General features: G+C 53.8%; 22 protein-coding genes and 2 tRNA genes. 13 read left to right on the top strand and 11 right to left on the bottom strand.

Annotated features, from left to right (window positions below):
- The first annotated feature begins 15 nt into the window (after positions 1–15).
- From CDA56_RS09715 to CDA56_RS09705, 3 genes are all read left to right on the top strand, one after another.
- The gene (locus CDA56_RS09715) at positions 16–447 is read left to right on the top strand and encodes a universal stress protein (protein ID WP_014229901.1); all 432 of its coding nucleotides are present in this window, start codon (positions 16–18) and stop codon (positions 445–447) included.
- 50 nt (positions 448–497) lie between these two features.
- Positions 498–3,185 carry a cation-transporting P-type ATPase gene (locus tag CDA56_RS09710; RefSeq protein ID WP_014838863.1) on the top strand — a complete coding sequence of 896 codons (2,688 nt, stop codon included), beginning with the start codon at positions 498–500 and terminating at the stop codon, positions 3,183–3,185.
- A gap of 188 nt (positions 3,186–3,373) precedes the next feature.
- A complete protein-coding gene (locus CDA56_RS09705; protein WP_049083415.1) occupies positions 3,374–4,303 on the top strand; it encodes an alpha/beta hydrolase in 930 nt (309 codons plus the stop codon).
- Positions 4,304–4,376: 73 nt separating this feature from the next.
- Here the strand turns inward: CDA56_RS09705 and CDA56_RS09700 are convergent, their stop codons facing one another.
- A complete protein-coding gene (locus tag CDA56_RS09700; RefSeq protein ID WP_049070312.1) occupies positions 4,377–4,784 on the bottom strand; it encodes a cupin domain-containing protein in 408 nt (135 codons plus the stop codon).
- Positions 4,785–4,911: 127 nt separating this feature from the next.
- On the opposite strand from CDA56_RS09700, the gene CDA56_RS09695 reads away from it, so the two are divergent.
- Positions 4,912–5,814, top strand: coding sequence for a LysR family transcriptional regulator (locus CDA56_RS09695; RefSeq protein ID WP_029946881.1), 903 nt, complete (start codon positions 4,912–4,914; stop codon positions 5,812–5,814).
- A gap of 59 nt (positions 5,815–5,873) precedes the next feature.
- Here the strand turns inward: CDA56_RS09695 and CDA56_RS09690 are convergent, their stop codons facing one another.
- Entirely contained in the window at positions 5,874–6,794 is a 921-nt protein-coding gene (locus CDA56_RS09690; RefSeq protein ID WP_048260953.1) for a LysR family transcriptional regulator, read from the bottom strand.
- Between the two features lie 142 nt (positions 6,795–6,936).
- Here CDA56_RS09690 and CDA56_RS09685 point away from each other — a divergent pair, with 142 nt between their 5' ends.
- The 5 genes from CDA56_RS09685 to CDA56_RS09665 all read left to right on the top strand — a co-directional run bounded on the left by CDA56_RS09685 (position 6,937) and on the right by CDA56_RS09665 (position 11,324).
- A complete protein-coding gene (locus tag CDA56_RS09685; RefSeq protein ID WP_025106083.1) occupies positions 6,937–7,332 on the top strand; it encodes a RidA family protein in 396 nt (131 codons plus the stop codon).
- A gap of 42 nt (positions 7,333–7,374) precedes the next feature.
- Entirely contained in the window at positions 7,375–8,334 is a 960-nt protein-coding gene (locus tag CDA56_RS09680; RefSeq protein WP_102803816.1) for a quinone oxidoreductase family protein, read from the top strand.
- 404 nt (positions 8,335–8,738) lie between these two features.
- Complete coding sequence (locus tag CDA56_RS09675) at positions 8,739–9,635, top strand: ABC transporter substrate-binding protein (protein WP_025106085.1); 897 nt, start codon at positions 8,739–8,741, stop codon at positions 9,633–9,635.
- Positions 9,632–10,570 (top strand): amino acid ABC transporter permease, encoded by a 939-nt coding sequence (locus CDA56_RS09670; protein ID WP_064375754.1) that lies wholly within the window; start codon positions 9,632–9,634, stop codon positions 10,568–10,570. The genes CDA56_RS09675 and CDA56_RS09670 overlap by 4 nt, the downstream gene beginning before the upstream one ends.
- Complete coding sequence (locus tag CDA56_RS09665) at positions 10,563–11,324, top strand: amino acid ABC transporter ATP-binding protein (RefSeq protein ID WP_102803815.1); 762 nt, start codon at positions 10,563–10,565, stop codon at positions 11,322–11,324. The genes CDA56_RS09670 and CDA56_RS09665 overlap by 8 nt, the downstream gene beginning before the upstream one ends.
- Positions 11,325–11,326: 2 nt before the next feature.
- Here the strand turns inward: CDA56_RS09665 and CDA56_RS09660 are convergent, their stop codons facing one another.
- The 4 genes from CDA56_RS09660 to purB all read right to left on the bottom strand — a co-directional run bounded on the left by CDA56_RS09660 (position 11,327) and on the right by purB (position 16,000).
- A complete protein-coding gene (locus CDA56_RS09660; protein ID WP_048260957.1) occupies positions 11,327–12,661 on the bottom strand; it encodes an MmgE/PrpD family protein in 1,335 nt (444 codons plus the stop codon).
- A 238-nt stretch (positions 12,662–12,899) separates the two neighbouring features.
- Positions 12,900–14,084, bottom strand: coding sequence for an amidohydrolase (locus CDA56_RS09655; RefSeq protein WP_102803814.1), 1,185 nt, complete (start codon positions 14,082–14,084; stop codon positions 12,900–12,902).
- Positions 14,085–14,621, bottom strand: a complete 537-nt coding sequence (locus CDA56_RS09650) for a GNAT family N-acetyltransferase (RefSeq protein WP_102803813.1) — start codon at positions 14,619–14,621, stop codon at positions 14,085–14,087. It lies immediately after the preceding gene.
- Positions 14,618–16,000 carry an adenylosuccinate lyase gene (gene purB, locus CDA56_RS09645; protein ID WP_102803812.1) on the bottom strand — a complete coding sequence of 461 codons (1,383 nt, stop codon included), beginning with the start codon at positions 15,998–16,000 and terminating at the stop codon, positions 14,618–14,620. Before purB ends, CDA56_RS09650 begins: the two co-directional genes overlap by 4 nt.
- Before the next feature lie 366 nt (positions 16,001–16,366).
- On the opposite strand from purB, the gene CDA56_RS09640 reads away from it, so the two are divergent.
- From CDA56_RS09640 to CDA56_RS09630, 3 genes are read left to right on the top strand one after another with little or no spacing between them, the layout of a single operon-like run.
- A complete protein-coding gene (locus tag CDA56_RS09640) occupies positions 16,367–17,452 on the top strand; it encodes an iron-containing alcohol dehydrogenase family protein (RefSeq protein ID WP_102803811.1) in 1,086 nt (361 codons plus the stop codon).
- A gap of 4 nt (positions 17,453–17,456) precedes the next feature.
- Positions 17,457–18,788 carry an LLM class flavin-dependent oxidoreductase gene (locus CDA56_RS09635; RefSeq protein WP_102803810.1) on the top strand — a complete coding sequence of 444 codons (1,332 nt, stop codon included), beginning with the start codon at positions 17,457–17,459 and terminating at the stop codon, positions 18,786–18,788.
- A gap of 21 nt (positions 18,789–18,809) precedes the next feature.
- Positions 18,810–20,021, top strand: coding sequence for an aminotransferase class I/II-fold pyridoxal phosphate-dependent enzyme (locus tag CDA56_RS09630; protein WP_102803809.1), 1,212 nt, complete (start codon positions 18,810–18,812; stop codon positions 20,019–20,021).
- A gap of 280 nt (positions 20,022–20,301) precedes the next feature.
- Here CDA56_RS09630 and CDA56_RS09625 read toward each other — a convergent pair.
- Positions 20,302–20,377 (bottom strand) — tRNA-Asn (locus CDA56_RS09625).
- Positions 20,378–20,477: 100 nt separating this feature from the next.
- A complete protein-coding gene (gene mtfA, locus CDA56_RS09620; RefSeq protein WP_161505340.1) occupies positions 20,478–21,278 on the bottom strand; it encodes a DgsA anti-repressor MtfA in 801 nt (266 codons plus the stop codon).
- A 90-nt stretch (positions 21,279–21,368) separates the two neighbouring features.
- On the opposite strand from mtfA, the gene CDA56_RS09615 reads away from it, so the two are divergent.
- Positions 21,369–21,458 (top strand) — tRNA-Ser (locus CDA56_RS09615).
- A gap of 441 nt (positions 21,459–21,899) precedes the next feature.
- On the opposite strand, the gene CDA56_RS09610 is transcribed toward CDA56_RS09615, so the two are convergent.
- Genes CDA56_RS09610 through CDA56_RS09600 form a run of 3 tightly spaced genes read right to left on the bottom strand, consistent with a single transcriptional unit; the run spans position 21,900 to position 24,732 of the window.
- Entirely contained in the window at positions 21,900–23,357 is a 1,458-nt protein-coding gene (locus CDA56_RS09610; protein ID WP_104011307.1) for a glucosyltransferase domain-containing protein, read from the bottom strand.
- A complete protein-coding gene (locus CDA56_RS09605) occupies positions 23,354–24,346 on the bottom strand; it encodes a glycosyltransferase family 2 protein (protein WP_102803762.1) in 993 nt (330 codons plus the stop codon). The genes CDA56_RS09610 and CDA56_RS09605 overlap by 4 nt, the downstream gene beginning before the upstream one ends.
- Positions 24,343–24,732, bottom strand: coding sequence for a GtrA family protein (locus CDA56_RS09600; RefSeq protein ID WP_064375799.1), 390 nt, complete (start codon positions 24,730–24,732; stop codon positions 24,343–24,345). The genes CDA56_RS09605 and CDA56_RS09600 overlap by 4 nt, the downstream gene beginning before the upstream one ends.
- Positions 24,733–25,318 lie beyond the last annotated feature (586 nt).

Here is a 25,318-nt window from a genome sequence, read left to right as displayed (position 1 = left end):
AAAAGGATTGTCTCTATGTATAAAAATATCCTCGTGCCGGTTGATGTGTTTGAAATCGGTCTGGCGGACAAGGCCTTGTCCCACGCCCAATTCCTTGCGCAAAGCTCTTCGGGACAGATTCATCTGGTACACATCATTCCCTCTTTTTCTCCGGTGCTGACGCGCGGTTTTATTTCCGATGCACGAAAAATGGAAGACTATCTGATTAATACTGCTAAGGAAAAGCTGGCAGAGCTGATCAAGAAACTCGCGCTGACGGAAAAGGATATTCAGATTCACATTCGCAGCGGCAACATTCGCGATGAAGTGACCAAACTGGCCGATGAACTGAAAGCGGATGTGGTGATCATCGGTTCGCGTAACCCGAATATTCAGACGCATCTGCTGGGGTCGGAGGCGGCAGGAATCGTTCGCTATGCCCATGTTCCGGTTTTTGTGGTGCGTTAAGGGCGGCCTGTGGCTGTCCTGATTTCCGTTACAGGAGTGAGGAGATAACTATGAATACAGAAAAACCGGGCGGCCCGTTCTATCAGCTCTCCGTAGAAGAAACCCTGACCAGCACCAACAGCACTCCGGAGGGCATCAGCGGCGCCGAGGCGGCGACGCGTTTGCAGCAGTATGGCGAAAATGCGCTGCCGCAAAAGGCGGGAAAGCCGGCGTGGCTGCGCTTTCTGGCGCATTTTAACGATGTGCTGATCTATGTGCTGCTGGCGGCGGCGCTGCTGACGGCGGTCATGGGGCACTGGGTGGATACCCTGGTGATCCTCGGCGTGGCGGTGATTAACGCCCTGATCGGCCATATCCAGGAGAGCAATGCGGAAAAATCGCTTCAGAGCATTCGCAACATGCTCTCCAGCGAGGCGGTGGTTATTCGTCAGGGCAACCATGAAACGATCCCGACAACCGCTCTGGTCCCCGGCGATATCGTCGTCATCCGCGCAGGCGATCGCATTCCCGCCGACCTGCGGGTGATCGAAGCGCATAACCTGCGGGTGGAAGAGGCGATTCTGACCGGCGAATCGACGGTGGTGGAGAAAAGCACCGAGGCGCTCAGCGGCGAACTGCCGCTAGGCGATCGTACCAATCTGCTGTTTTCCGGCACCACGGTGAGTTCGGGCGGCGGAAAAGGCCTGGTGGTCGCCACCGGCGGCGATACCGAGCTGGGCCATATTAACCAGATGATGTCGGATATCGAAAAACACCGTACGCCGCTGCTGGTGCAAATGGATAAGCTCGGCAAAGCCATTTTTATCATCATTCTGGTGATGATGGCCGCGCTGTTTGTCTTCAGCCTGCTGTTCCGCGATATGCCGGTTTCTGAGCTGATGCTGTCGTTGATTAGCCTCGCGGTGGCGTCGGTGCCGGAAGGTTTACCGGCGATTATCTCGATAATCCTCTCGCTCGGCGTGCAAACCATGGCCCGTCAGAAGGCGATTATCCGCAAGCTGCCCACAGTGGAAACCCTTGGGGCGATGACGGTGATCTGCTCGGATAAAACCGGAACGCTGACCATGAACGAGATGACGGTGAAGGCCGTTATTACCGCTGATAACGTTTATCGCGTAGAGGGCGACAGCTACGAACCGGTAGGGAATATTCATCCGATCGATGAGCCCGATCCGATAACCGTTGCCCCCGGCACGCTGCTGGAACGCTATCTGCGCACCATCGATCTGTGTAACGACAGTCAGCTTATCAAAGACGAAAGCGGGCTGTGGAAAATTACCGGCGGCCCGACCGAAGGGGCGCTGAAGGTGCTGGCGGCGAAAGTCCCGCTCCCGACGGTCAACACCGAGCTGCGCAGCAAAATCCCCTTTGATTCACAGTATAAATATATGTCGACGCTGTACCGCATCGGCGATGAAGAGATGATTTTGATTACCGGCGCGCCCGATGTCCTGTTCCGTCTGTGTCAGCATCAGCAAACCGACCATGGCCTGGCGCCGCTCGATCAGCCTTACTGGGAAGCGAAAATCGAAGAGTACGCGCGGGAAGGGCTGCGGATGGTGGCGGCGGCGTGGAAACCGGCAGCCGACGGGCAAACGGAGCTTAGCCATGAGGATTTGCAGCAGGGCGTCATTCTGCTGGGGGTTGCCGGGATGATGGATCCGCCGCGACCGGAGGCGATTACGGCGATCGGCGACTGCCTGCAGGCCGGGATCCGCGTGAAGATGATCACCGGCGACCACCCGCAAACCGCGATGAGCATCGGCAAGATGCTGGGGATCGGCAATGCGGAAAACGCCATCACCGGCAGAGAACTGGAGGTGATGGACGATACCCAGCTCAGCGAAGCGGCGCAGAAATTCGATATTTTCGCGCGTACCAGCCCGGAAGATAAATTCCGCCTGGTGCAGGCGCTGCAAAGCAGGAAAGAGGTGGTCGGGATGACCGGCGACGGCGTGAACGACGCCCCGGCGCTCAAGCAGGCCGATGTCGGTATCGCGATGGGGATTAAGGGCACCGAAGTGACCAAAGAGGCCGCGGATATGGTGCTGACCGACGATAATTTCGCCACCATCGCCAGCGCCGTCAGGGAAGGGCGTCGGGTATACGACAACCTGAAGAAAACCATTCTCTTCATTATGCCGACCAACCTGGCGCAGGGGCTGTTGATCATTATCGCGCTGCTGGCGGGGAATTTAATTCCGCTGACGCCGGTGCTGATCCTGTGGATGAACATGGCGACCTCCGCCACGCTGTCGTTCGGCCTGGCGTTCGAAGCGGGCGAGAAGAACATCATGCGGCGTCCGCCGCGCGATCCCAAACTGCACGTAATGGACGGCTTTGCTATCTGGCGGGTGATTTTTGTCGGTTCGATGATTGCCGTCAGCGCCTTTGTGCTTGAAGCCTGGCTACAGCCGCGCGGCTATTCGCCTGAGTTTATCCGCACGGTGCTGCTGCAGACGCTGGTCACCGCCCAGTGGTTCTATATGCTCAACTGCCGGGTGGCGGACGGCTTCTCGCTGAGTAAAGGGCTGCTGGCGAACCGGGGGATCTGGATTGTCAGCGGGGTGCTGCTGGTGCTGCAGCTGCTGATTATCTACGCGCCGTTTATGCAGATGCTGTTTGGTACCGAAGCGCTGCCGTTCCGCTACTGGGTTATCACCTTTATTATCGGTTTTGTGATGTTCCTGATTGTGGAAGTCGAGAAGCCGCTGACCCGGAGATGGCGTACGGCCTGATATTGAGCAGAACGCGGCATTCCCGGTAGCCCGGCTAAGCGCAGCGCGAGCCGGGCTACCCGTAATGTGATGATGGGTTCCCCGGGCAGGCGCAACGCGCCGCTCCCGGGATAACCTCGTTGCTTGCAATTGAGATTGATATTAGCAATCATTATCACTACCGAGGGTGTGCTGGAAACAATTAACCGATGTCGCTTCGCAAATTTTGTTTTGCTTCTCCGCCGAAAGGGCGGATTTTTATCGCCGCGCTGGTCTCCACGCTTTATGGCATTAACGCTTACGCCAGGCCGGATATGCGCCCGCTGGGGCCGAATATCGCCGACCGCGGTTCCGCGTATTATCACTTCAACGTTGCTTATTTCGATTCCCTTGATGGCGAACGGCATTATAAGGTCTGGACGGCGATACCGAACGCGGCGCCGCCCGCGCAGGGGTATCCGATTCTGTACGCCCTGGACGGCAACGCGGTGATGGACCGGTTGTCCGACTCGCTGCTTGAGACGTTTACGCAAAAAACGCCGCCCGTTATTGTGGCCATCGGCTATCAAACGAATTTGCCTTTCGATCAGCCCGCCCGAGCCTATGACTACCGGCCGAAAGTAGAGGAGAATCCTGCCGACGCCGGATGGGACCGACGGAAAAGCGGCGGCAGCGAGGCATTTCGCCAGCTATTAGAAAATACCATCGTGGAAAAAGTTGAGCGCGGGATCGCGATCAACCCTCAGCAGCGGGCTATCTGGGGGCACTCCTATGGCGGATTATTCATCATTGACGCCTGGCTGGCGTCATCCCGCTTCCAAATCTATTTTTCTGCCAGTCCTTCTCTGGGACGGGGCAACGCCTCGCTGTTAGCAAAAATGGCCGAGGCGAAGTCGGATGCGTTTAACCGGAAGTCCCTGTACCTGATGGAGGGGGCGGTTGCGACCCAGCGGGCCTCTTTCGCAGGGGCAGAAGAGATCCGGGGCAACGTTCTGCAGACGGTTTCCCTGCTCAAGAAAAATGGCGTGGCGGTCAACTGGTGGCCCTATCCCGGACTGTCTCACGGGGAGATGTTTAGCGCCTCGCTGCAAAGCGCGCTGCTGGCGATGAGCGGTTTTCCCCGGGGCTCGGGCAATTAGTCGATGATGCATTTTCGCATACCGCCGAATGAGAGCAGGGCGCATTAACTGGCGAGCCCTGCTGTTTCGATGCTTAAGGCAGCTGACGATAGGCGTCGTCGGCGACCGGCTCTAGCCATTCGTTAGACGCACCTTCGGCAGGGACGGCAACGGCGATATGGGCAAACCAGCTATCGGCGGCCGCGCCGTGCCAGTGCTTGACGCCGGCGGGAATATTCACGACGTCCCCAGCGGTAAGCTCGCGCGCCGGTTGATTCCACTCCTGATACCAGCCGCGACCGCCGGTCACCAGTAAAATTTGCCCGCCTTTATGGTGGATATGCCAGTGGTTACGGCAGCCGGGCTCGAAGACCACGTTACCGATATTGACCCCTTCCGTGGAGAGCATATTCAGGTAGCTGGTACCCTGAAAATACTGCGCATAGGCCTCGTTTTTCTCCCCCTTGGGGAAGATACCGTTACCGTCAAATTGTTGGTTCATGATGTCTCCACATTTCAGTTTCGGGCTTTTAAGCGGCCCCTTACGACTCGTTGAACAAAGTGTAGAGAAGGTTTGATTAAATGATAAGATGCGCAAATATGAATACACTGGTGCACAGAATTCACCAATGATGAGCAAAGAAAAACTCAACGACCTGCAGGCTTTTGCCACGGTGGCTCACGAGCGCAGCTTTACCCGGGCGGCCGCGATTCTGGGTGTTTCCCGGTCAGCGCTGAGCCATACGCTGCTGGCTCTGGAAGCGCGTCTCGGGGTAAGGCTGTTAATCCGCACCACGCGCAGCGTTTCGCCAACCGATGCCGGGAACCGTCTGCTGGCCGTTCTGGCGCCGCGGCTGAATGAAATCGAAGCTGAACTGGCTTCTCTGCGCGCTTCACGAGATAAACCCGCCGGAACGGTACGCATCACCGCCAACGATCATGCCATCGTCACCGTGCTGTGGCCCCGTCTGCGGCCTTTATTAACGCAATACCCGGATATTCATATTGAGTTCAGCGTCGGGTACGAGCTGACCGACATTGCCGCCCAGCGTTTTGATGCCGGCGTACGGATGGGCGATCAGGTGGATAAGGACATGATTGCGGTGCGCATCACGCCCGATGTGCAGATGGCGGTGGTTGCCGCCCCCGCTTATCTTGCCGGCAGGGCGGCAGTAAGACGTCCTGAGGATCTGATGGCGCATAACTGCGTTAATTTGCGTTTGCCCACCCATGGCGGGCTTTACGCCTGGGAGTTTGAAAAGGGAAGTCAAAAGACCAGCGTTCGCGTTGATGGGCAAACCGTTTTTAACAATACCTTTCTGATGATTCAGGCCGCGCTGGACGGAGCAGGGATTGCCTATGTTCCTCACGACTTAGCGGCGAAATATATCGCCACGGGGGAACTGGTACCGCTACTTGCCGACTGGTGCCCTCATTTCCCGGGATACTATCTTTACTACCCGGGCCGACAGCATCTTCCGGCGGCGTTTACGCTGGTGGTCGACGCGCTGCGCTGGCACCGCAGGGGGTGATCCCGGCTGCGCGATGGCTGCCGGGCTTCTTAAACAGGGATCCTCTGACCGGGATGGCGTTACTTATTGTTGGAATTGGGAACATGCTTCTGCATCAATTCAACGATCCAATCAATAAAAACACGCAGTTTGGCGTTGACATGGCGGTTTGGCGGAAACGCCAGGTACAATGGCATTGGACTGATACGCCATTGTTCAAATAACGGAATCAAAGCGCCACTGGCCCGATGTTTTGCCGCCATATAGGTTGGCAGCGCAATCACGCCTAAGCCAGTGAGCCCCGCTTCGAGGTAAGCATTGCCATCATCCACGGCAAGTACATAGCGGCCTGTGATTTCAATATGTTCACTCCCACTGCGCAGGACCAGAGGCTCAATCTTACCGGTGCGCGAGGACAAGAATCCCACTATGCGATGGTCGGTGTTTTCCAGCTCTCGCGGGTGCGCAGGGGCGCCAAGGCGCTCCACATAGCCAGGGGCGGCGTAGACGCCGATTTGCAAATCGCCGACATGGCGCGCGATCAGGGACTGGTCGTTGATGTCGCCACCGCGCAGGACGCAATCCACGTTGTCGCCGATCAGGTCCACCACCCGGTCGCTGACGCCCATGTCGAACTGGATGTCAGGGTAGCGCGCGTGGAAAGCCGGTAGCGCCGGTACCAGGACGAGGCGGGCCAGCGGACTGGGCACATCCACCCGTAGCCGTCCCCTGGGCGTCATCGCCGCACTGGACAGGCTGTTTTCAGCATCCTCCATGTCCGCCAGCAGGCGGATGACGCGCTCGTAGTAGACCGCGCCATCGGCAGTCACGCCGAGCCTGCGGGTGGTGCGATGGAGCAACTTGACGCGCAGGCGCGCTTCCAGCTGCTGAATGAGCTGCGTCACCGTGGTTTTACTCATATGAAGCGTTTGGGCAGCCTTTGTGAAGCTCCCTGCTTCCACCACGCGAGCAAAGGCGCGCATCGCATCGAAACGATCCATTCCTTACCCCCCCCTTTTCACCGATTGTTTGGATTTTACAAACAATGATGGACAAAGTCGCTTGTTTATCCGCCCGATCCCGCACCTGTAAAGTGCCTTTACGTTCACCGGGCTGATTTTGCCCCATTGCAGAGGTACAAACATGACAGCACGCGAAGCCGTTTTTCCCCTCGGTCGGCAGGCGCTCTATGAGCGCAATCGCTATTCACCGGCCATCAAATCCAATGGTTTCTTGTTCGTTTCCGGGCAGGTTGGTAGCCGCGAGGATGGTTCGCCTGAGCCCGATCTAAAAGCGCAGGTCAGGCTGGCATTCAATAATCTCAATGCTGTTCTCGCGGCTGCGGGCTGCACGTTCGGTGACGTGGTTGACGTGACTCTCTTTGTTGTCGACCCCGAGTCAAATCTCGACGCTATCTGGAGTATCCTGCCAGAATATTGGGGGGAAGCGCCTTACCCTACGTTGACCGGGATCGGCGTGACGTGGCTTTACGGATTCCAGTTTGAGATTAAGGTGATTGCCAGGCTGCCCTGCGCGTGACGGGGCTTTCCGCCAGTCAAAAGATAAGACAGAGGAAAATTTATGAAAGCAGCGGTCTATGACGTGGAAGGCGCTCCCGGCGTCCTGAAATATGTCGATGTCCCGGAGCCGGTCACAGGGCCCGACGACATTCTGATTTCTGTCGAGGCTATCTCGATTGAGGGTGGCGATTTGATCAACCGCCGTTCAACGCCGCCGCCGCTTCCTTCATGGATCGTTGGCTACGCGGCCGCGGGCACAGTTGTTGCCGTCGGATCGAAAGTCCGAAGCCGTACGGTTGGGGACAGAGTCGCTGCTTTTCACATGCAGGGATCGCATGCGGAACGTTGGGCTGTGCCCGCGGAACGCACCTGGCTTATACCCGATGGGGTGGGAATGGCAGAAGCGGCGGCATTGCCGATTTCATTTGGAACCGCGCATCATTGCCTTTTCACGCGAGGCATGCTCCGGCAGGGAGAAACCGTTCTTATTCAGGCCGCAGCGGGTGGCGTGGGGCTCGCGGCCGTTCAGCTTGCCTCACAAGCAGGCGCAACGGTCATCGCCGTGGTAAGCGGAACGCAGCGACGAGGTCGGTTGCGTGAACTTGGTGCCGATCATGTTGTGGATCGTACAAAGGATAACATCGTGGACAGTGTCCGACAGTACACCCATGGTACCGGTGTTGACCTCGTCATCGATCCGGTGGGAACGACGTTGCCTGTTTCGCTTTCTGCACTCGCTCCGGAAGGACGTCTGGTCTTCGTCGGTAATGCCGGCGGCAACAGTCTGACTGTCGACTTATGGCCGGCAATGCAGTCTAACCAGACGCTCATGGGGGTATTCATGGGACCTCTTTTTGCAAGGCATGGAGTTCGAACAAGCGTGGACGACATGCTGCAGGCTGTAGCAGCAGGGCGCGTCACGGTTGTCATTGATCGCATCTTCCCCCTGGCTAACGCTGCCGCGGCCCACGAATTTGCTGAGACAGCGAAACCGCTTGGCCGGATCGTGATGAAGCCATGACGCGCGTTTGACCAGGATGAGTGCGTGGCGGCAGGATGCTATTAGCAGCGTTTTTCGGATGGTACTAACTTTCTGATTTTGAGGCGTTAAATCCGGTCAGGGTTCATACGATAATTGACGCGTATCAGTCTGCCAACCCTTTGGGCCAGTGTGGGCGGCAAGCCCACGGTGTGGACATTGAATTTGAATTAAAAGAGCTCTTAAGTCTGCCCCTGACTTTCCCACTTTTTCGAAATCTTTATCTCTTTTTCTCATTTGTCAATAAAAGGTATATGCCCGCAAAATCAGGTCTAAGGCAGGGCGGGTGTTGCTCTATAAATGATAAAACCCCTCTGATGGCCTTGCCTCTTTTACCGCACCTCTTTTGTGGTTTTCACAGCTTTTAACCAGGAAAAGGCTTCTTTATGACGTTATCTAAATTACTGCTCCCTTTGCTGATTGCCGGGAATCTCTCTTCTGCATGGGCTGCGGAGCAGGTTGTTCCGTCTTCGACCACCTTTCATGTCACCGCTGATGATGCGCTGAAAAGTAAGCTTCCGGCGGACATCGCCAAACGCGGATATATTGTTGCAGGTACCAACCCGAATACTCCGCCAACCACTTTTTTCCAGGAAGACAATAAAACGCTCGCCGGACGCGAGATTGATGTGATGAATGCCGTGGCGGCAAGGCTCGGTGTGGAAGTGCGCTGGCAGGATACCGGCGGTTTCGACAACATCATTCCGGGGCTGAAATCCGGTCGCTATGACGTCGCGCTATCCAATATCAATGCCACCAAAAAACGTCTCGAGCAGGTCGATTTCGTCAGTTATTACGATGCGTCGCGCCTGGGGGTGATCTCGCGTAAAGACGCAAACATTGCGCCATTTACCTCTTTTGACGCCGTGTGCGGGCAGGAAGTGGGCGCAGGAGCGGGTACTACGCAGATCGGGCGCCTTGAAGCGGCCAGCAAAATTTGTACTGATGCCGGTAAACCCCCGATCAAGATTGCCGTATTCCCGGATCGCCCTTCAGGCGTACAGGCCGTGGTCAGCGGTCGGGTACCGATGTTCTTCGGCCCGTATGAAGGTCTGACGTATCAGGTTAGTCAGGTCAAACCGCTGACGCTGACCGGCACCATTCATGTGGATGATGCGCCTGTATCTGTGGCGTTCCCTAAACAGTCGGGGCTGGAAGAGGCGGTGCAGGCATCCCTGAACTCGCTGATCAAAGACGGCACTTACCAGCAGATCCTCGATAAATGGTCCATCGGTTTTGGCGCAGTCAAAGAGTCAAAACGTAATGAAGAGATTTTCGGATGAGCAGTGAAACACACGATCAGCAGGCGGAGGAACTACGGATCGTCGGTAAAAAATATATCGGGCGCTGGATAAGCGCCCTGATCGTATTGCTGATATTGCTGGCTATGGGGAACTCCATGCTCAGCAATCCGCGTTTTGAATGGTCGGTAATCGCCGAAAACTTTACCGGTCCGTCAATCATTCAGGGCGTACTGATGACGTTGCGGTTGACCGCAATTTCCGTGGTTTTTGGTTTTGCAGGCGGCACGGTTCTTGCTCTGATGCGCCTGTCATCCAATCCGGTGCTGGTCGCTGTCAGCTGGGGTTATACCTGGTTTTTCCGGGGGGTGCCGATGCTGGTCCAGTTGTTTCTCTGGTACAACATTGCCGCGCTTTACCCGAATATTTCGATTTCTCTGCCGTGGGCAGGTGAAATCTGGAGCGCTTCCGCGAACTCACTGATTAGCCCGTTCAGTGCCGCCGTGATTGCATTAGTCATGCATCAGTCTGCCTATGCCGCAGAGATTATCCGCGCCGGTATTCAGAGCGTCGGCACCGGGCAAGTCGAGGCGGCACGCGCCCTGGGTTACCGCCCGTCACAGATATTCCGCCACACCATTTTGCCGCAGGCGATGCGGGCTATTCTGCCTCCTGCGGGGAATGAAGTGATCGGTCAGCTGAAAACCACCGCGGTCGTTTCGGTGATTTCATTACAGGATGTGCTGTTCTCGGCGCAGATTATTTATCAGCGCACCTATGAAGTGATCCCGCTGCTGCTGGTCGCCACATTATGGTACCTGTTGCTGACGTCGTTGCTGTCGGTGATTCAGTATTACGTCGAACGACATTTCAGCCGCAGCAGCCACAGGAAGGTAAAACGTAAAGTCACGAAAACCGGCGCAGCCCGCACGGTCAGCACCGTCAGTCTCAGCGCAGGAGAAACCAGCCATGGGTGAGGCCATTGAATTTCGCAAAGTCACCAAGCGTTTCTCCGGTAATACCATACTGGATGAAATCTGCCTCGATATTCCGGCCGGTTCGGTCACGGTGATCCTCGGGCCTTCTGGTTCAGGGAAATCCACCTTGCTGCGCTGTATCAATCATCTTGAAAAACTCGATGGCGGCACAATCCGTATCGGAGGTGAACTGGTCGGTTATCAGCAGAAAGGTTCCGCGCTGTATGAACTGAGCAGCCGCAAAATTGCCGCACAGCGCAGCCGTACCGGCATGGTGTTTCAGCAATTTAACCTGTTTCCGCACCGTACGGTTTTGCAAAATATTATCGATGCACCGCTGCGGGTGAAGAAGCAAAACCGTCAGCAGGTAGTCAGTAAAGCCCGCGCGTTGCTCCGGCAGGTCGGCTTAGACAACCGCGAAGATGACTGGCCTCAGCAGCTTTCCGGTGGCCAGCAACAACGCGTGGCAATTGCCCGTGCGCTGGCGATGGACCCGGAAGTGATGTTATTCGATGAACCGACCTCCGCGCTGGATCCCGAACTGGTGGGCGAAGTGTTGCAGGTGATCAAAAAGCTGGCGCATTCAGGGATAACGATGGTGATCGTCACCCACGAAATCGGCTTTGCACGTGAAGTGGCGGATAATGTCATTTTTATGGAGGGCGGAAAAATTGTGGCGTCAGGGCCGACGAAAAGCGTGCTGGATGAAACGGAGAACGTCCGTGTCCGCCATTTTCTGTCGACTGTTTTATAACGTTATTCCTTAACCCGTTTCCCAAACAACATCTCTGCAAGCCGTGGCAGACTGTCGCGGCTTTCCAGCCTGCTCAGTGCCACGATTTCTGTCCGCTGTGCGTCAGTGAAATCCGGCAAACAGGTGCGCAGTTTCGCCGGCAAATCAAACGGGATCGCCAGACTTTGCTGACGGGTGAAACGCCGTTGCAGCAGAGTGCCGTCGCGCAGGAATACCGTCACCTGATGAAAACGCGCAGCGGGGTTCAGCTCGTCCGGCGGTGCGGAGAAATCCGGGCAACGCGAGACACGCTCTGCCAGTGCGGCAATGTCGGCTTCCACCGCTTGCGGGGTGAAATCCTCTAAGCGTAAGTCTCCGCGCAGCAGACAGGCTGCAATCACGTATTCCAGGCTGAACCGCGCTTCAACGCCGGTTGCCGGTTTTCGTACCGACGCCGCAATATCACCGCCCGGCGGGAAAGACACCTCTATCCGTTCGATGGCGCCGATCAGTGCATCTGTGCCTTGACCGGTTTGCAGCCAGTCATAACGAATAGTCCGCGCGGCATCGGCAGCGCTGTGCGTGCCACCGCAGGTCGGATAGGGTTTGAATTCCAGACCGGGCGAGACAATCCGCCACGGCGCGCCCCAGTCTGAAATGAGTTTTTCCGGCTGTTGCTGACCGGCGCAGTAAGCCGATAAAAAGCTGTCAAGCACGTTGTCTGCCTGGCCGTGAAAGCCTGCCAGCGTCAGCTGTGTGGCAATGACGGCGGTCTGCGCCGCCAGCCCGGCGTGCAGCGGTTTGACGTCACTACCGAACTGCGCACGTAACCCTGCGGACTGCGTCGCCGCTAAACCCAGAATCAACGCCGTTTGCCGTTCAGTGGCATCCACCAGCCGCGCACAGGCAGCGGAGGCCGCAATCGTGCCGAGCGTGGCGGTATTGTGAAAACCGAGTTTGTAATGCTGAGAACCGGCGGCCAGCCCGAGGCGTCCGGCCATTTCCACGCCGGTCACGTACGCATCGAGAAACTGCCCGCCGCTGATGTCTGGCCGTTGTGAGGCCAGCGCCAACAGCGCGGGCAAAATCACCACGCCGGGATGGCCGCGAAAGTCGGGATGGAAATCATCAAAATCCAGCGCGTGACCGGCATATCCGAGCAGTAACGCGTGGGTGGCCCGATCGCCAGCGCGGTAAACCTGATGCAAACTGTTTAGCCCTGCATCGGGTAAATCGCCGCGTAAAACCGGCAGGGTAACCGCCAGAAAATCCAGTAACCCTTCGCGGGCTGCCTCATGAGCGGCTGGAGTAGGGGATGAACTGACGATAAGTTTCGCCAGCGACTGCGTTAATGTCATAGGTGTATTTCCCGCTTCAGGCCCGAATGACCGGAGATAATAAATCAACGAAATGTTCACGCTCGCAAAGAGCATGCAATTGCGCCAGAAGGGCGTCTGAAACTAAACACATCGGGATCACCAAACGCGGCCGTATCCAGCGCCAGAAAGAAATGCCCGATATTGGGCATTCCCCACCCGGTAAAAATGATCATGGCTTGCTGACGAAGTCATTGCGCCGAAAAATGTCTCTGCTTATTCAATCTTTTTTTTCTTTGCTGAGAATTTCCGCACTCAGCGTTTGCAGTGCCTGTACCGCCAGTTGCGACAGGTAATGTGCAGTCGGAAACAGGGCGCGATCGTCAACGCGAAATTGCGGATGATGCAGCGCGTAAGGACCACCGGAGCCGATCATGATGAACGCGCCGGGTAATTTTTGCTGATAGAACGCGAAGTCTTCGCCAATCGGGCTGGCTTCAACGCGACGGGCTTCGAAGCCGGAGCCTTCGCCTCGCGCCAGCGCGAAATCCACCCACTTAGCCGTATTGACCACTGACGGCGGGCCTGGCTGCCAGTCCAGGCTGATGTCGGTATCAAATGCCGCAGCGATGCCTGCGAGAACCTGCCGGAAACGGCGCTCGATCAGTTCTCGTGTATCCTGATTAAAGGTGCGGACAGTGCCTTCCAGCCAGGCGGAATCCGGGATTACGTTCCAGGTACTGCCACTGTGAACCTGAGTGATGGATATCACCGCGTTGTGTGCGGACGGCACGTTGCGGGCGATCAGGGTTTGCAGTGCGGAAATCACCTGTCCGGCGATAATAATCGGGTCGTTGCCTTCGTGCGGACGTGCCGCGTGGCTGCCGGTACCGGAAATGGCGATCGCAAAGCGATCCACGCCCGCTGTTAATGCGCCGTCTTTGCTGCCGATAACGCCGACCGGCAAAGAGGGATCGTTATGAATGCCGAAAATGACGGCGGCGTTATCGAGCGCGCCGGTATCAATCAGCGCCGGGGCTCCGTGACCGGTTTCTTCCGCCGCCTGAAACAGTATGCGCACCGTGCCGAAAAGCGACTCTTCCTGCGCTTTCAGCAAAATCGCCGCGCCGAGCGCCGCCGAGGTGTGGAAATCGTGGCCGCAGGCGTGCATCACACCGGGATTTTGCGAGGTGTAATCCACGCCGGATTGTTCTTCAATTGGCAGAGCATCGATATCAGAACGTAGCACCACCAGTTCACCGGGATTGATGCCGCCAATTTCTGCTACCAGACCGGTTTTGAGCGGCAAATCCAACACGCGGATTTGATACTTCTCCAGTGCCTCCCTGATGCTGGCGGTGGTGTTAACTTCTTCGTTGGACAGTTCCGGATAGCGGTGCATGTGGTGGCGGAAATCCTGAATGAACGCCGCCACAGACTGATGGTCTTGCGTGATATCTGACATTTAAACTCCTGTAGGTGGCTGACGTTCCAGCCAGCGGGTGTGGCTTTTTTCATCGAGAATTTTTTTCAGGTACAGCGTGATATGCCCTTTGCCGAGGTCTCTTTCGAAGACCGGTTGAAAACCCAGTTTCAGGTACATGTCGCGCAGCCACGGATGGCTGGTGGCGGTGCCGAGGGAGTAAGCCGGGGCTTTCAGTTCGCGGATCAGAATGTTGTTTTCCAGCCAGCCCAGCAGTTTTTTGCCGAGGCTCTGACCGGTGTAGTCCGGATGCGTGCCGAACCAGCCAATATGCGGCAGGCCCATCGGCCCCGGCATTGCGCCCCACGGGAAACGCAGGGTGACAGAAGCGACCATTCGCTGGTCATCAAACAGCGCAAACACCGCATGATCGTCGAGATGTTGCGTCACGCGTGCCAGATCGGCGGTGGCCGCGTCAAACTGAATCCCGAGCGCTTTAATGGGCGCGTAGGCGGCCAGCATCAGCGCCAGATAATCGTGTTTATCATCCAGCGTCAGACGCCTGAAATGGTGCGTCATAACCCGTGCTCCTCAGGAGAACTCAGATGACCGGACTGCACGGCAAAACGGATGACGTCATCGACTTTTTGCGCGGCGCAGCCGGTGTAATGAGCCGGATCTAACCAGTGGTCAAGATCCTGTTCAGTAATACTGGCTGCCAGCACCGGATGCGCAAGCAGAACAGTTTTAAATGATTGCCGTTTTTCAAACGCCTGCATGGCACAGTCATACACCAGATGATGTGCAGTTTGTTTGCCGAGTTTTTTACCGACCTCAAACATCACTTTTTCGGACAGCAGCAGGCCGTCCTGCATCTGTAAATTCGCCAGCATACGGGCTTTATTGACCGTCAGGCCGGAGAGAATCGCTTGGGCATTTTGCAACTGGGCAGAGAGATAAATCGAGATTTCCGGCAGGGTGATCCACTCGGCGCGCCAGCTCATCGCATCACGTTCATGCTCCACGTGCATTGACTGATAAATCAGAGATGCGCTGTGCAACAACGGTTGGGTCAGGCTGGCGAGACCTTCGAGGGCTGCAGGATTGCGTTTGTGCGGCATGGTGGTGGAGCCGATTTTTCCACTGCTGAATGGTTCTTCGATTTCATTAATTTCGGTGCGCATCAGGTTGTAAAGTTCGTTGCCAATTTTGCCCAGCGTGCCGCTGATCAGCACCGCCACCGAGGCGTATTCAGAAAAGCGGTCACGCGCGGCCTGCCAGCCGATATTCGGTGTATTAAGGTTCAGGCGCGCCAGTGTGCGGCGTTCAACTTCCGGACCCGCTTCGCCCAGTGCGGCGTAGGTACTGATCGCTCCGCTGATATTGCCGGTCAGCAGGCGCGGCGTGATGGCGTTCAGGCGGTCGAGATGGCGGATAAATTCATCCAGCCAGACGGCGACTTTAAAACCAAATGTGGTCGGCAGCGCCTGCATGCCGTGGGTGCGGCCAGCCATCAGCGTGTACTGATGCTCGCACGCCAGAGATTTCAGCACATTCGCCACGGCGGTGCTGTCACGGACGATCGCTTTCAGGGTTTGTGCCAGCTGTAAAACGGTGGCGGTATCGACGATATCCTGCGTGGTCGCGCCGTAATGAATGTATTCCCCTGCGTCACCACATTGCTGTTGTAGTGCGCTGAGCACCGGCATCAGGGAATGCTTCATCTGCGCGCCAGAAGCGGCGATATCCTCAATATTCAGCTGGCTGGCATCGGCCAGCTCCGCAATGGTCAGCGCGGCCTGTTGCGGGATTACACCCAGTTCACCTTCAGCTAATGCCAGCGCAACTTCGACATTGATTTGCTGTGTCAGGCGATTTTGCTCTGACCAGATTTCCCGCATTTCTGGTGTGCCAAAATTGTTACCAAGTAAAAGAAAATCTATCGGATGTGAGGACATAATACTCTCTTCTTATATAAGGGTTAATTAACGTTGTTTTTAAGGCCGTAATTAAAAACAAATCATCGAAATAGCGTATCAGGTATAGGAAGATGCCAGATGCGTCTGTTTTCATTGCGTTAAATTAGCCCTGCCTGACACTATCATTTCTTTGATCCAGCACAGCATGCAAGGGGTTTATCGACTATAGCAAAAATCAATCTATGCTATTGAGAATAAGTTAATAAGAATCCCCACTTAGCACTTTGTTAATTTTTTCAATTCTCGTAGGATGTTTTTAATAACACTTGAATATATCCCATATCAAATTCCTGTTTAATTACGGGCAGTTTCTCTTTAACCAGACGACAAATACAGGGCATCGATGTGTTCGCCATAAAATCACCGCAGACCTATCATCATCAGCCCGACCTGCTTTCACGTACCGGTGAGCTGCTTGCCGTTCATTCCTCCGATATCGCGATCATCACCAGCCCGAAAGCGTGGCGGGCAGTGAATCCGCAACTGGAAACCAGCCTGAAGGCAGCCGGTATTCGCTGGCAGGTCAATTTTCTCACCACGGAATGCACCGATGCGGCTATCGAAAAACATCTGGTCAGCGTGCGGGAACAAAACGCCACGCTGGTGCTGGGCATTGGCGGTGGGCGGGTGCTTGATTGTGCCAAAGCGGTGGCGAACCTGCTGACCGGCGTCGGGCTGGTGACAATACCGACAGTTGCCGCGACCTGCGCCGCCTGGTCGCCGGTCAGCATCATTTATAATGAGCACGGCGGGCATGTGCGCAGCCAGCCATTGTCGCGTATGCCACTTATGCTGCTGGTCGACACGAATGTGATTGCGCAAAACGATGTGCGTTATCTCAAAGCAGGCATTGTGGATGCGCTGGCTAAATGGTACGAATTCCGCCCGTATAAACAGAAAAGCGACGATAGTCTGGCGCTGAACCTGAAAGTGCAGGCAGCACAACTGGCGGTGGACGTCTTTGAACAATATGGCGCTCAGGCGGTGAAAGACAACGCCCGCCATGTAGTCACGCCGGCGCTGATGAAAGTTATCGACGCTAATATCGCGGTGGCAGGTATGGCTAACAGCATGCGCGATGAAACCCCCGCGCCGGGCGTGGCGCACGCGATCCACAACCGTTTCACCCATCAGCCGGAATTGCATGACTGGCTGCACGGCGAGAAAGTGGGTTTCGGGTTGCTGGTGCAGTCGCTGATGGAAAGCTATAACGGCCAGCCGGAGCTGCAGTTGCTGGGGTTGTTGCGTCAATATGGCGCGCCGCTGGCACTGCCGCCACTGAATGGCGACCGGGACACGATCATCGCGGCCATTGCCCGCGAAGTGAAATTCTCCACCGAAAATGCCGACCGTTTGCCGTTCTCAGTGGCAGCGGAAAATATCGAAAAAGCCCTGCGGGCAACTGAAGTTCATCATTATTCTCAGGGATAACGCCATGACCTCTTCTTCATATTCTTCAGAAAACACGCGTAAATTGCGTCTTGGTCTGTTTGTGCAGCCGCTCGGGCATCACGTCAGTGGCTGGCGCTTAACTGAAAACCTCGGTTCGCCGACCGATATCGACTGGCTGACGTGGATCGCCAGAAAAGCCGAAGCGGGTAAATTCGATATGTTCTTCATCGGCGATGCCCTGGCGACCAGCGTCTACCGTTTACCGTCCACCATGGCGCGGCTTGAACCGCTGACCTTGCTGTCGGCGCTGGCGGTACAAACCCGCCATATCGGGCTGGCCGCCACGGCTTCAACGACATTCAGCGATCCGTTTAATCTGGCACGCAGCTTTTCTTCTCTCGATCACATCAGCCGCGGCCGGGCGGCGTGGAACGTGGTGACGTCGTTTTCAACGGACGTGGCGCGTAATTTCAGCCGTGACGATATGCCCGCACATGCCGAACGTTACGCCGTGGCGCATGAGTTTCTCGAGGTGACGTTCAAACTGTGGGAAGGCTGGCAGGAAGGGGCGGTACAGCCGGACAATGCCAGCGGTCAGTATTTCGTCAATGAGAAAATCAAACCGGTGAACCATCAGGGCAAGTATTTCCAGGTACAGGGGCCGCTGAATATTACCCGTTCGCCGCAGGGGCGTCCGGTAATTATCGAAGCGGGTTCCTCCGCTGACGGCCAGAAACTGGCTGCGGCCACCGCCGAAGTCGTGTTTACCGCTGCCGCAACGCTGGAAGAAGCGCAAACATTTTACCGTGCGCAGAAACAGCAGGTGAAAGAGGCCGGACGTAATCCGGAGCATGTGCTGATTTTGCCGGGTGTAATGCCCATTGTCGGCCGCACGCGGGAAGAGGCGCGCGAAACCTGGCGCGAACTGAATTCGCTGGTGGATATTGATAACGGCATCCGCCAGCTGTCCACTCGCTTTAATATGGATCTGAGCGTGTTTCCGCTCGACGGGCCGGTGCCGGATGTGCCTGCCGGTGAAGGTAATCAGAGCCGTGTGAAACTGCTGACCGATCTGGCATATCGCGAAAATCTGACCTTACGTGAACTGGCCGCAATTGCTGCCGGTTCGCGTGGGCATCGCGTGCTGGTCGGTACGGCGGAAGATATCGCCGATGATTTCCAGCACTGGCTGGAAGAAGGCGGAGCAGACGGTTTCAACATCATGCCTGCAGTGATGCCGGAACAGCTTTCGCTGTTTGTTGAGCTGGTGATCCCCGAATTGCGTCGCCGTGGGTTGTTCCGTGAAGAATACGAATTCAGCACGCTGCGTGAAAACCTCGGTCTGCCTGAGCCTGACTTTAACCCTCAGAGTTAACTTTAGCGTTGGAAAATTACGATGACGATTTCTTTGTCAGACCGCGTTCAGCGCGCGTCACTTTCCGCCAATGCGGCGGCGAAACAGCGCACCAATGACCTGAAAAAAGCCGGGGTGGATATTTTGGATCTCACCACCGGCGAACCGGATTTTGATACACCCGATCACATCAAACAGGCAGCATACGAGGCGATTGCGCGTGGCGAAACTAAATACACGCCGACGCCGGGGATTCCGGCGTTGCGTGAGGCGGTGCAGCAGAAATTACAGCGGGAAAACCGGCTGGAATTCGCTGTTGCAGACATCATTATTGCCAACGGTGCCAAGCAGGTCATTTTCAATGCCTTTGCCGCCACGCTTAATGATGGCGACGAAGTGATTGTACCGGTGCCGTACTGGCCGACATTTCCGGACAGCGTGCGGTTTAACGGCGGCACGCCGGTGTTTATCGAATGCCATCTGGAGCAGGGTCACAAACTGACGCCGGAACAACTGGCTGCCAGCATTACGTCGCGTACCCGCTGGCTGGTACTCAATCATCCGGGAAACCCGAGCGGTGCGGTATATTCTACCGCTGAATTACGGGCGCTGGCCGCGGTCCTGCGCGGGCATCCGCAGGTGCTGGTCATGCTCGATGACTTATATGAGCAGATTCTGTTTGATGGCTGTGAACATCAGAATCTGCTCAACGTGGCCGATGATTTTCAGGCGCGTAGCCTGCTGGTGGGCGGCGTATCCAAAACCTATGCGATGACCGGCTGGCGGATTGGTTTCGGTGCCGGGCCGAAGGCGCTTATTACCGCCATGACCGTGGTGCAGTCGCAAATCAGTTCCGGTGCCAGTTCGGTGAGTCAGGCGGCTGCGCTTGCAGCCTTTAACGGCGGGCTGGATTTTATTGCACCACAGGTTGCGGCGTATCAACAACGGCGCGATGTGATAACCGACATTCTGGCGAATATTGATGGGCTGGAGTTGCGGGTGCCGCAGGGCGGTTTCTTTGTCTTTTGCCGCTGCGCCGGATTAATCGGACGTTACCGGCCTGACGGGACAAAAATCGAAAACGAAGCTGACGTGCTGGATTATCTGCTGGAAAGCGGCGTGTCCGGCGTTGGCGGCAGCGCATACGGCTTGTCGCCCTATTTCCGCTTATCGATTGCCACCGATAACGCTACAGTAGCTGAAGCCGGGCGGCGTATTGCATCGGCTTGCGCGAAACTCAGCACCGCTCAGTAAATTCAACGTAATTATTGAACCGCCTGGATTGACTAAAAGGTACAGGCCACGAGAGTCGGAACTTTGAAAGGTTTAGCGGATGATTTTAAGCTGCGGATTTTAGTGTCGTTCAGAGGCATAGGGTGGCCACTCCATAATCGAACTGAAATGACCCCAAATCAGACCACCAATCTTGCCCGATGCGCAGGGGAAAATGAAAATGCATCAGGAAGACTTTTCACGCTAACCTGTTGAATCTAAATCGTATAAAGATTCGTGAAGATGCATGAAAACAAGAATTTGGCTCCTCTGACTGGACTCGAACCAGTGACATACGGATTAACAGTCCGCCGTTCTACCGACTGAACTACAGAGGAATCGTGTGAACGGGGCGAATACTACTGGTCTCGGATTTTTGTGTCAACATTAAATTTAACTCGCTGATTCAAATGGCTAAATTTAGTGCAGGTCGTTGTTTTAGTGTACTGCCGGGCTATTGCCGTCATCCGGTGGGGTATTCTCACGTAATCTCTCCAGCGGATCCTGACGATAGAACAGGCAAAAACGCTGCCAAAGCGCGGGAAAACGCGGGGCGAACAGCTCTGGCGCGCTAAAGAAGTATTCAGAGAGCACGGCGAAACATTCGCCAGGATCGGTGGCCGCGTAGGCGTCAATACTGGCGGCGCTTTCACCGACCAGATCGATCTCATCCTGAATATTGTTCATGGCAGCATGGAGATCGTGTTCCCAGCCTGCCACCTCGCGCAGGGGGATAAACGGCACGCCGCTCGCGCGATCGCCATTGCGGGTATCCAGCTTATGCGCCACTTCATGAATAATCAGATTGAAACCGGAAGCGTCGAAGGAGTCCTGAATATCCAGCCAGTTTAGAACAATGGGCCCTTGCTGCCAGCTTTGCCCTGATTGCACGATTCGCTGGCTATGCACCAGGCCGATATCATCTTCCCATTCGTCGTCGACAACGAAGGGGGCAGGGTAGATAAGAACTTCGTGAAAACCATCTAACCACTCGATGCCCAGTTCGAGAACCGGCAGGCAAAACAGGAGCGCGATACGAGCGCTCTGTAGGGGAGTGAGCTCCAGCCCCTGTAATGCAACCAGACGCTTCTGTTGCAAAAAGCGGGATGCCATTTGCGCCAGCTGCTGCTGCTCATGGTCGGAGAGGTTGGCTAATACAGGGATAGCAAGCGCCTTTTCCCAGGGGATTTCCGCGTTGCCGGACTCTTCATCTACTTTCCAGGGCCATTTAAACATCATATTGCTCGCAAAGTCGTCACTTGAACTGAATTAAAGAGACAGGAACTATTAAAATGCCAAAGAACCTGGCATTATAGCAACCTCAACAGCGGAGAGATGCCGGAGCGGCTGAACGGACCGGTCTCGAAAACCGGAGTAGGGGCAACTCTACCGGGGGTTCAAATCCCCCTCTCTCCGCCACTATTCAACAAAATCAGTCAGTCGCAAAGCGCTTTTGATTTTGCCCTGCATGAATCCCTGCATTAAAATTTCTTTCTATCGCTCTGTTTTCTCGCCTCTAACATTGTCTTTTTTACCATGTTGCCTCTTGTTGGGCATCCACTTTTATCCTCTTTAGTTCACAAGCTCACACTCTTTACAATAGCTTAGCCCGTCTTGTATCACAGATAACAAAGCAGTTAACGGCCCTTGCTACACACGGATTCTGTAAGGATATCCTCAAGAGAAGGGATGATGGATGAAAAGAAGCGGACTCAGAAAAGCACTGGAAGCATGGTTGACTGTCGAGCGCTGTGAGGTGATAGAGAGACTTATGACCCAGGCCCGAGCTGCCGGGATAAAAACTATCCCGCGCGGATCTGGCGCGGGATCATATACCGGTATGCGTGGTGGCGAAAAGTTTCAATAGTTAGAGGTTGAACTCCTCATCGCATCGCCCGTGTTTATAATGATGCAATCACTGGCGCATTGCTCCTTTGCCGTCAGAATAACATTCTCGGGAAGCCTGAAATGCATTGACTTGCTAATTAAGATTTGCTCCGCCATCCCCTTGATAGCCCAGGGAGCCGCAAGGGAAATATTGCCAAACTCGTCATAACGTTGTGTTTTAGTAAAGGCGTTATAGGCAGGATCTTGAATGTCAAAAAGAACATCCCCTGTAAATGTTTTCCCCACCTTGTAGGACAGCGCGCTGGCTAATGCGTTTAACTCCGATTTTTGTGGGATAATGAAACCATTAAAGATATTGTATGATGCAGCGATCATCGCGAATACCGTCAATATGGGTAGCGCTTTTTTTGCTATGTTGAGTTTGCTTGTCAAGGCATCTAACCCAATAATAACAAGAGCGCATGTGAAGAATTCCAGTGCTATCAGTGATCTATATGCAGCCCAGTTTTCCTTGACTAATAAGTTTGGAGAATAGGCGCCAATCCCCATGATAATAAACATGAGAACCTTAATCGGGCCTGATTTGCCTTTTATTATTGAAAGTAAACCTATTGCGCAAATTATTAATGAGAGCGTTGTGAAAAAGGTGCCGGGAGTTATATTAAAGTTGTTGATAGCGTTAATCAACGGTTCTTTTAGAAACCATCGTAACTTCTCAAGTGGATTATTAGTTAGCTCGGCACGTGCAATTGAACTGCCATATAACCATACAGGTACAAATTTTGAAAATAGCAGGCTACCAAGCATGCCGATAAATAAAACTGCGCCACTGATTAAAACAATGTGGATGGAAAAGGGTTTGTCTTTTTTCAGACAGTTATCAAGCATGACGAAAAATAAAAATGCCATCGCCGTTGGTTGGTATATGGCAAATGCAAACCATAAAATAATGACGGATGCTGCAAATCTTATAATTGTCGTTTTCTTATTGGTGGGTTTTAATGTCGCATAACTTATTCCGGCAAGGAGTATAGATAGTACAAAAGGGAAACATGTTGCCCAGGAATTATAAACCTGTACTGCGGGCGTCAGGCATATTAGTAAAGGGAATACGATTGTTGTTATCTTACGCTCGAATATGTTTCTTTTTTCTATAAATGAAAAAAGGAAAAAGCAAAGCACAAATACCGATATTACGGTAAAAAATCTAAGATAGGCAAGGTCATCGATATTGTGAACTAGCGTAAAGGCAAGTCGTCTGGCAACGGCATACAAGGGTCTGCCGGATTGCATATCCCATTGAAACGGAGAACCTTTCCCTGAAAAAACATCGGAAAGTGTCGACCAGTCATCTGAAAATGCGTAACTAAATATAATCGTTGGGCTATAAACTAAGAAAATTGCCGCGAGGTAAAGCATTGCAATAATTTTTTTAGAGTAAGACGTCATCCGTTCGTCCTCAGTGTTCATTGCTCGCCTCTCATTTCGTGTTTTGCTACCTCTTCGATAAAATATTTGGGCCGATTTTTGGATTCCATATATATTTTCCCAACGTATTCGCCAATTATCCCCAAAGAAAGCATCTGGACACCGCCAAGGAAGAAAATCGCAATCATTACCGATGTCCAACCCGCAACGGTATTTCCCAGGAGCTTCTCAATGAAGGCATAGATTGCAGCTAGTGAAGATAGAAGGCATGTGGCAACCCCAGCGGCGGCGATCATACGTAATGGAGTAATTGTCAGAGACGTTATTCCTTCTAACGCCAGTGCTACCATCTTTTTTAAGGGGTATTTTGATTCGCCTGCAACCCTTTCATCTCTGCTATAATAAACGCTGCTGGACTTATAACCCAACAGCGGAATTAGCCCCCTTAAATATAAATTTTGTTCTTTAAAATCTTTTAATGCTGTCAACGCTGTACGGCTAAGAAGCCGGAAGTCCGCATGGTTAGGAACCTGATTGACACCCAGCCATGACATCAGAGAATAAAATTTATTGGCTGTTGCCCTTTTGAATACTGAGTCACTACTCCTGTTGTCGCGTACGCCATAAACAATCTCAAACCCTTCATGATATTTGTCGATCATTTTCTCAATGCAACCTATATCATCCTGCAAGTCTGCATCAATACTTACGGTAACGTCCGTATCCGCGTTTGCCAACCCCGCCAGCAGGGCTATCTGATGGCCCCGGTTCCTTGATAATTTCAGACCGCGGACGAATGACTTTTCCTGTGATGTGGATTTAATTTGTTCCCAGGTGTTGTCTTTACTGCCATCATCGACAAAGAGGATATAACTATTTCGAGCGATTTTTTCTTTTGCAAGGAGGTTTTGTAATACCGTGGTAAGCCCCTCCAGGCAGTATGGAAAGGCCTCTTTTTCATTATAACAAGGAACAACGATTGCTAACGAAGGTATTTTGCTCCTCGTGTGGTTTATATTAATTTCTTTCATTTCATTGACCAGTATTTGTTTAGAATAAAACCAGCTGTTGTGTAAATAATCATACCTACAACTTGCGCTGTATAAATAGCATCAGGTATGACGATGAAAAAAACTTTCATTGCTATTAAATTTAAAATGTAACAAAAAGCGCATGTGGACAGGAATTTGATAAATCTCAGGGGGCTTAATGTCGTTGAGAAAGTGAACTTCGCATTCATAACAAAACTGAAAATAATGCCAACGACATAACCTGTTGCATTTGAAGGGTAGACTCCCACGCCGGCATGCATCAGGCCAAATATAACAACTGCCGTAATGGCTGTATTTGCCAGGCCAACGATAATGTACCTGACCGCTTCTCTGGATATATTTTTTTTCAAGGTGTAATTAATCATTTATTGATTTACATCAATTTTGCAAAGGGGCGGTTAAGAGACTGAATGCACGGTCGATATAAGCAATGAGCCCCTGGAGTATAAGTATTTGACGCCAACTCGTGGTCGGTGTCAACCCGGGTTTTTATTACCGTGGACATATTCCTCGGCGGGTATTGTTTTACGTTTCTCTGGCCGAGCTTGTATGAATATGATAATGCCGAATGGCGGTGATATAAAAGCCAGAAAGCAATCGGAGGCGTGTGCTCTGGTGCGGTCATACCAGGCAGAGCTGCGGTATTAACTTGTCTACTGTTACGGTATTTATGCGCGGACGTTGCTGCGCTCAAGAAGAAAAAACAGTTTAAATCTCCCGGATAGGGCTGAGGGAGGGGAGTGAAAATATTGTGAGTTTTTTGTTTTTTATTGTTAATTATATCATTTGCATGATGACGTAATTTTCTTCCAACGTCTCCCGTCAAAAAGGATATCACGCCTCGAAGGGGCTATAATTATCATCTTCATGATTTACTGCGGAGCAATCGTTAATAGATCGCAACGCCTCATCTTTCTGCCGTGTAGCGATATTCGCGATGCAGGACGAGGA

The sequence above is a fragment of the Klebsiella michiganensis genome, from assembly GCF_002925905.1.
GTDB lineage: Bacteria > Pseudomonadota > Gammaproteobacteria > Enterobacterales > Enterobacteriaceae > Klebsiella > Klebsiella michiganensis.
This window is presented reverse-complemented; position numbering and strand designations above follow the sequence as displayed.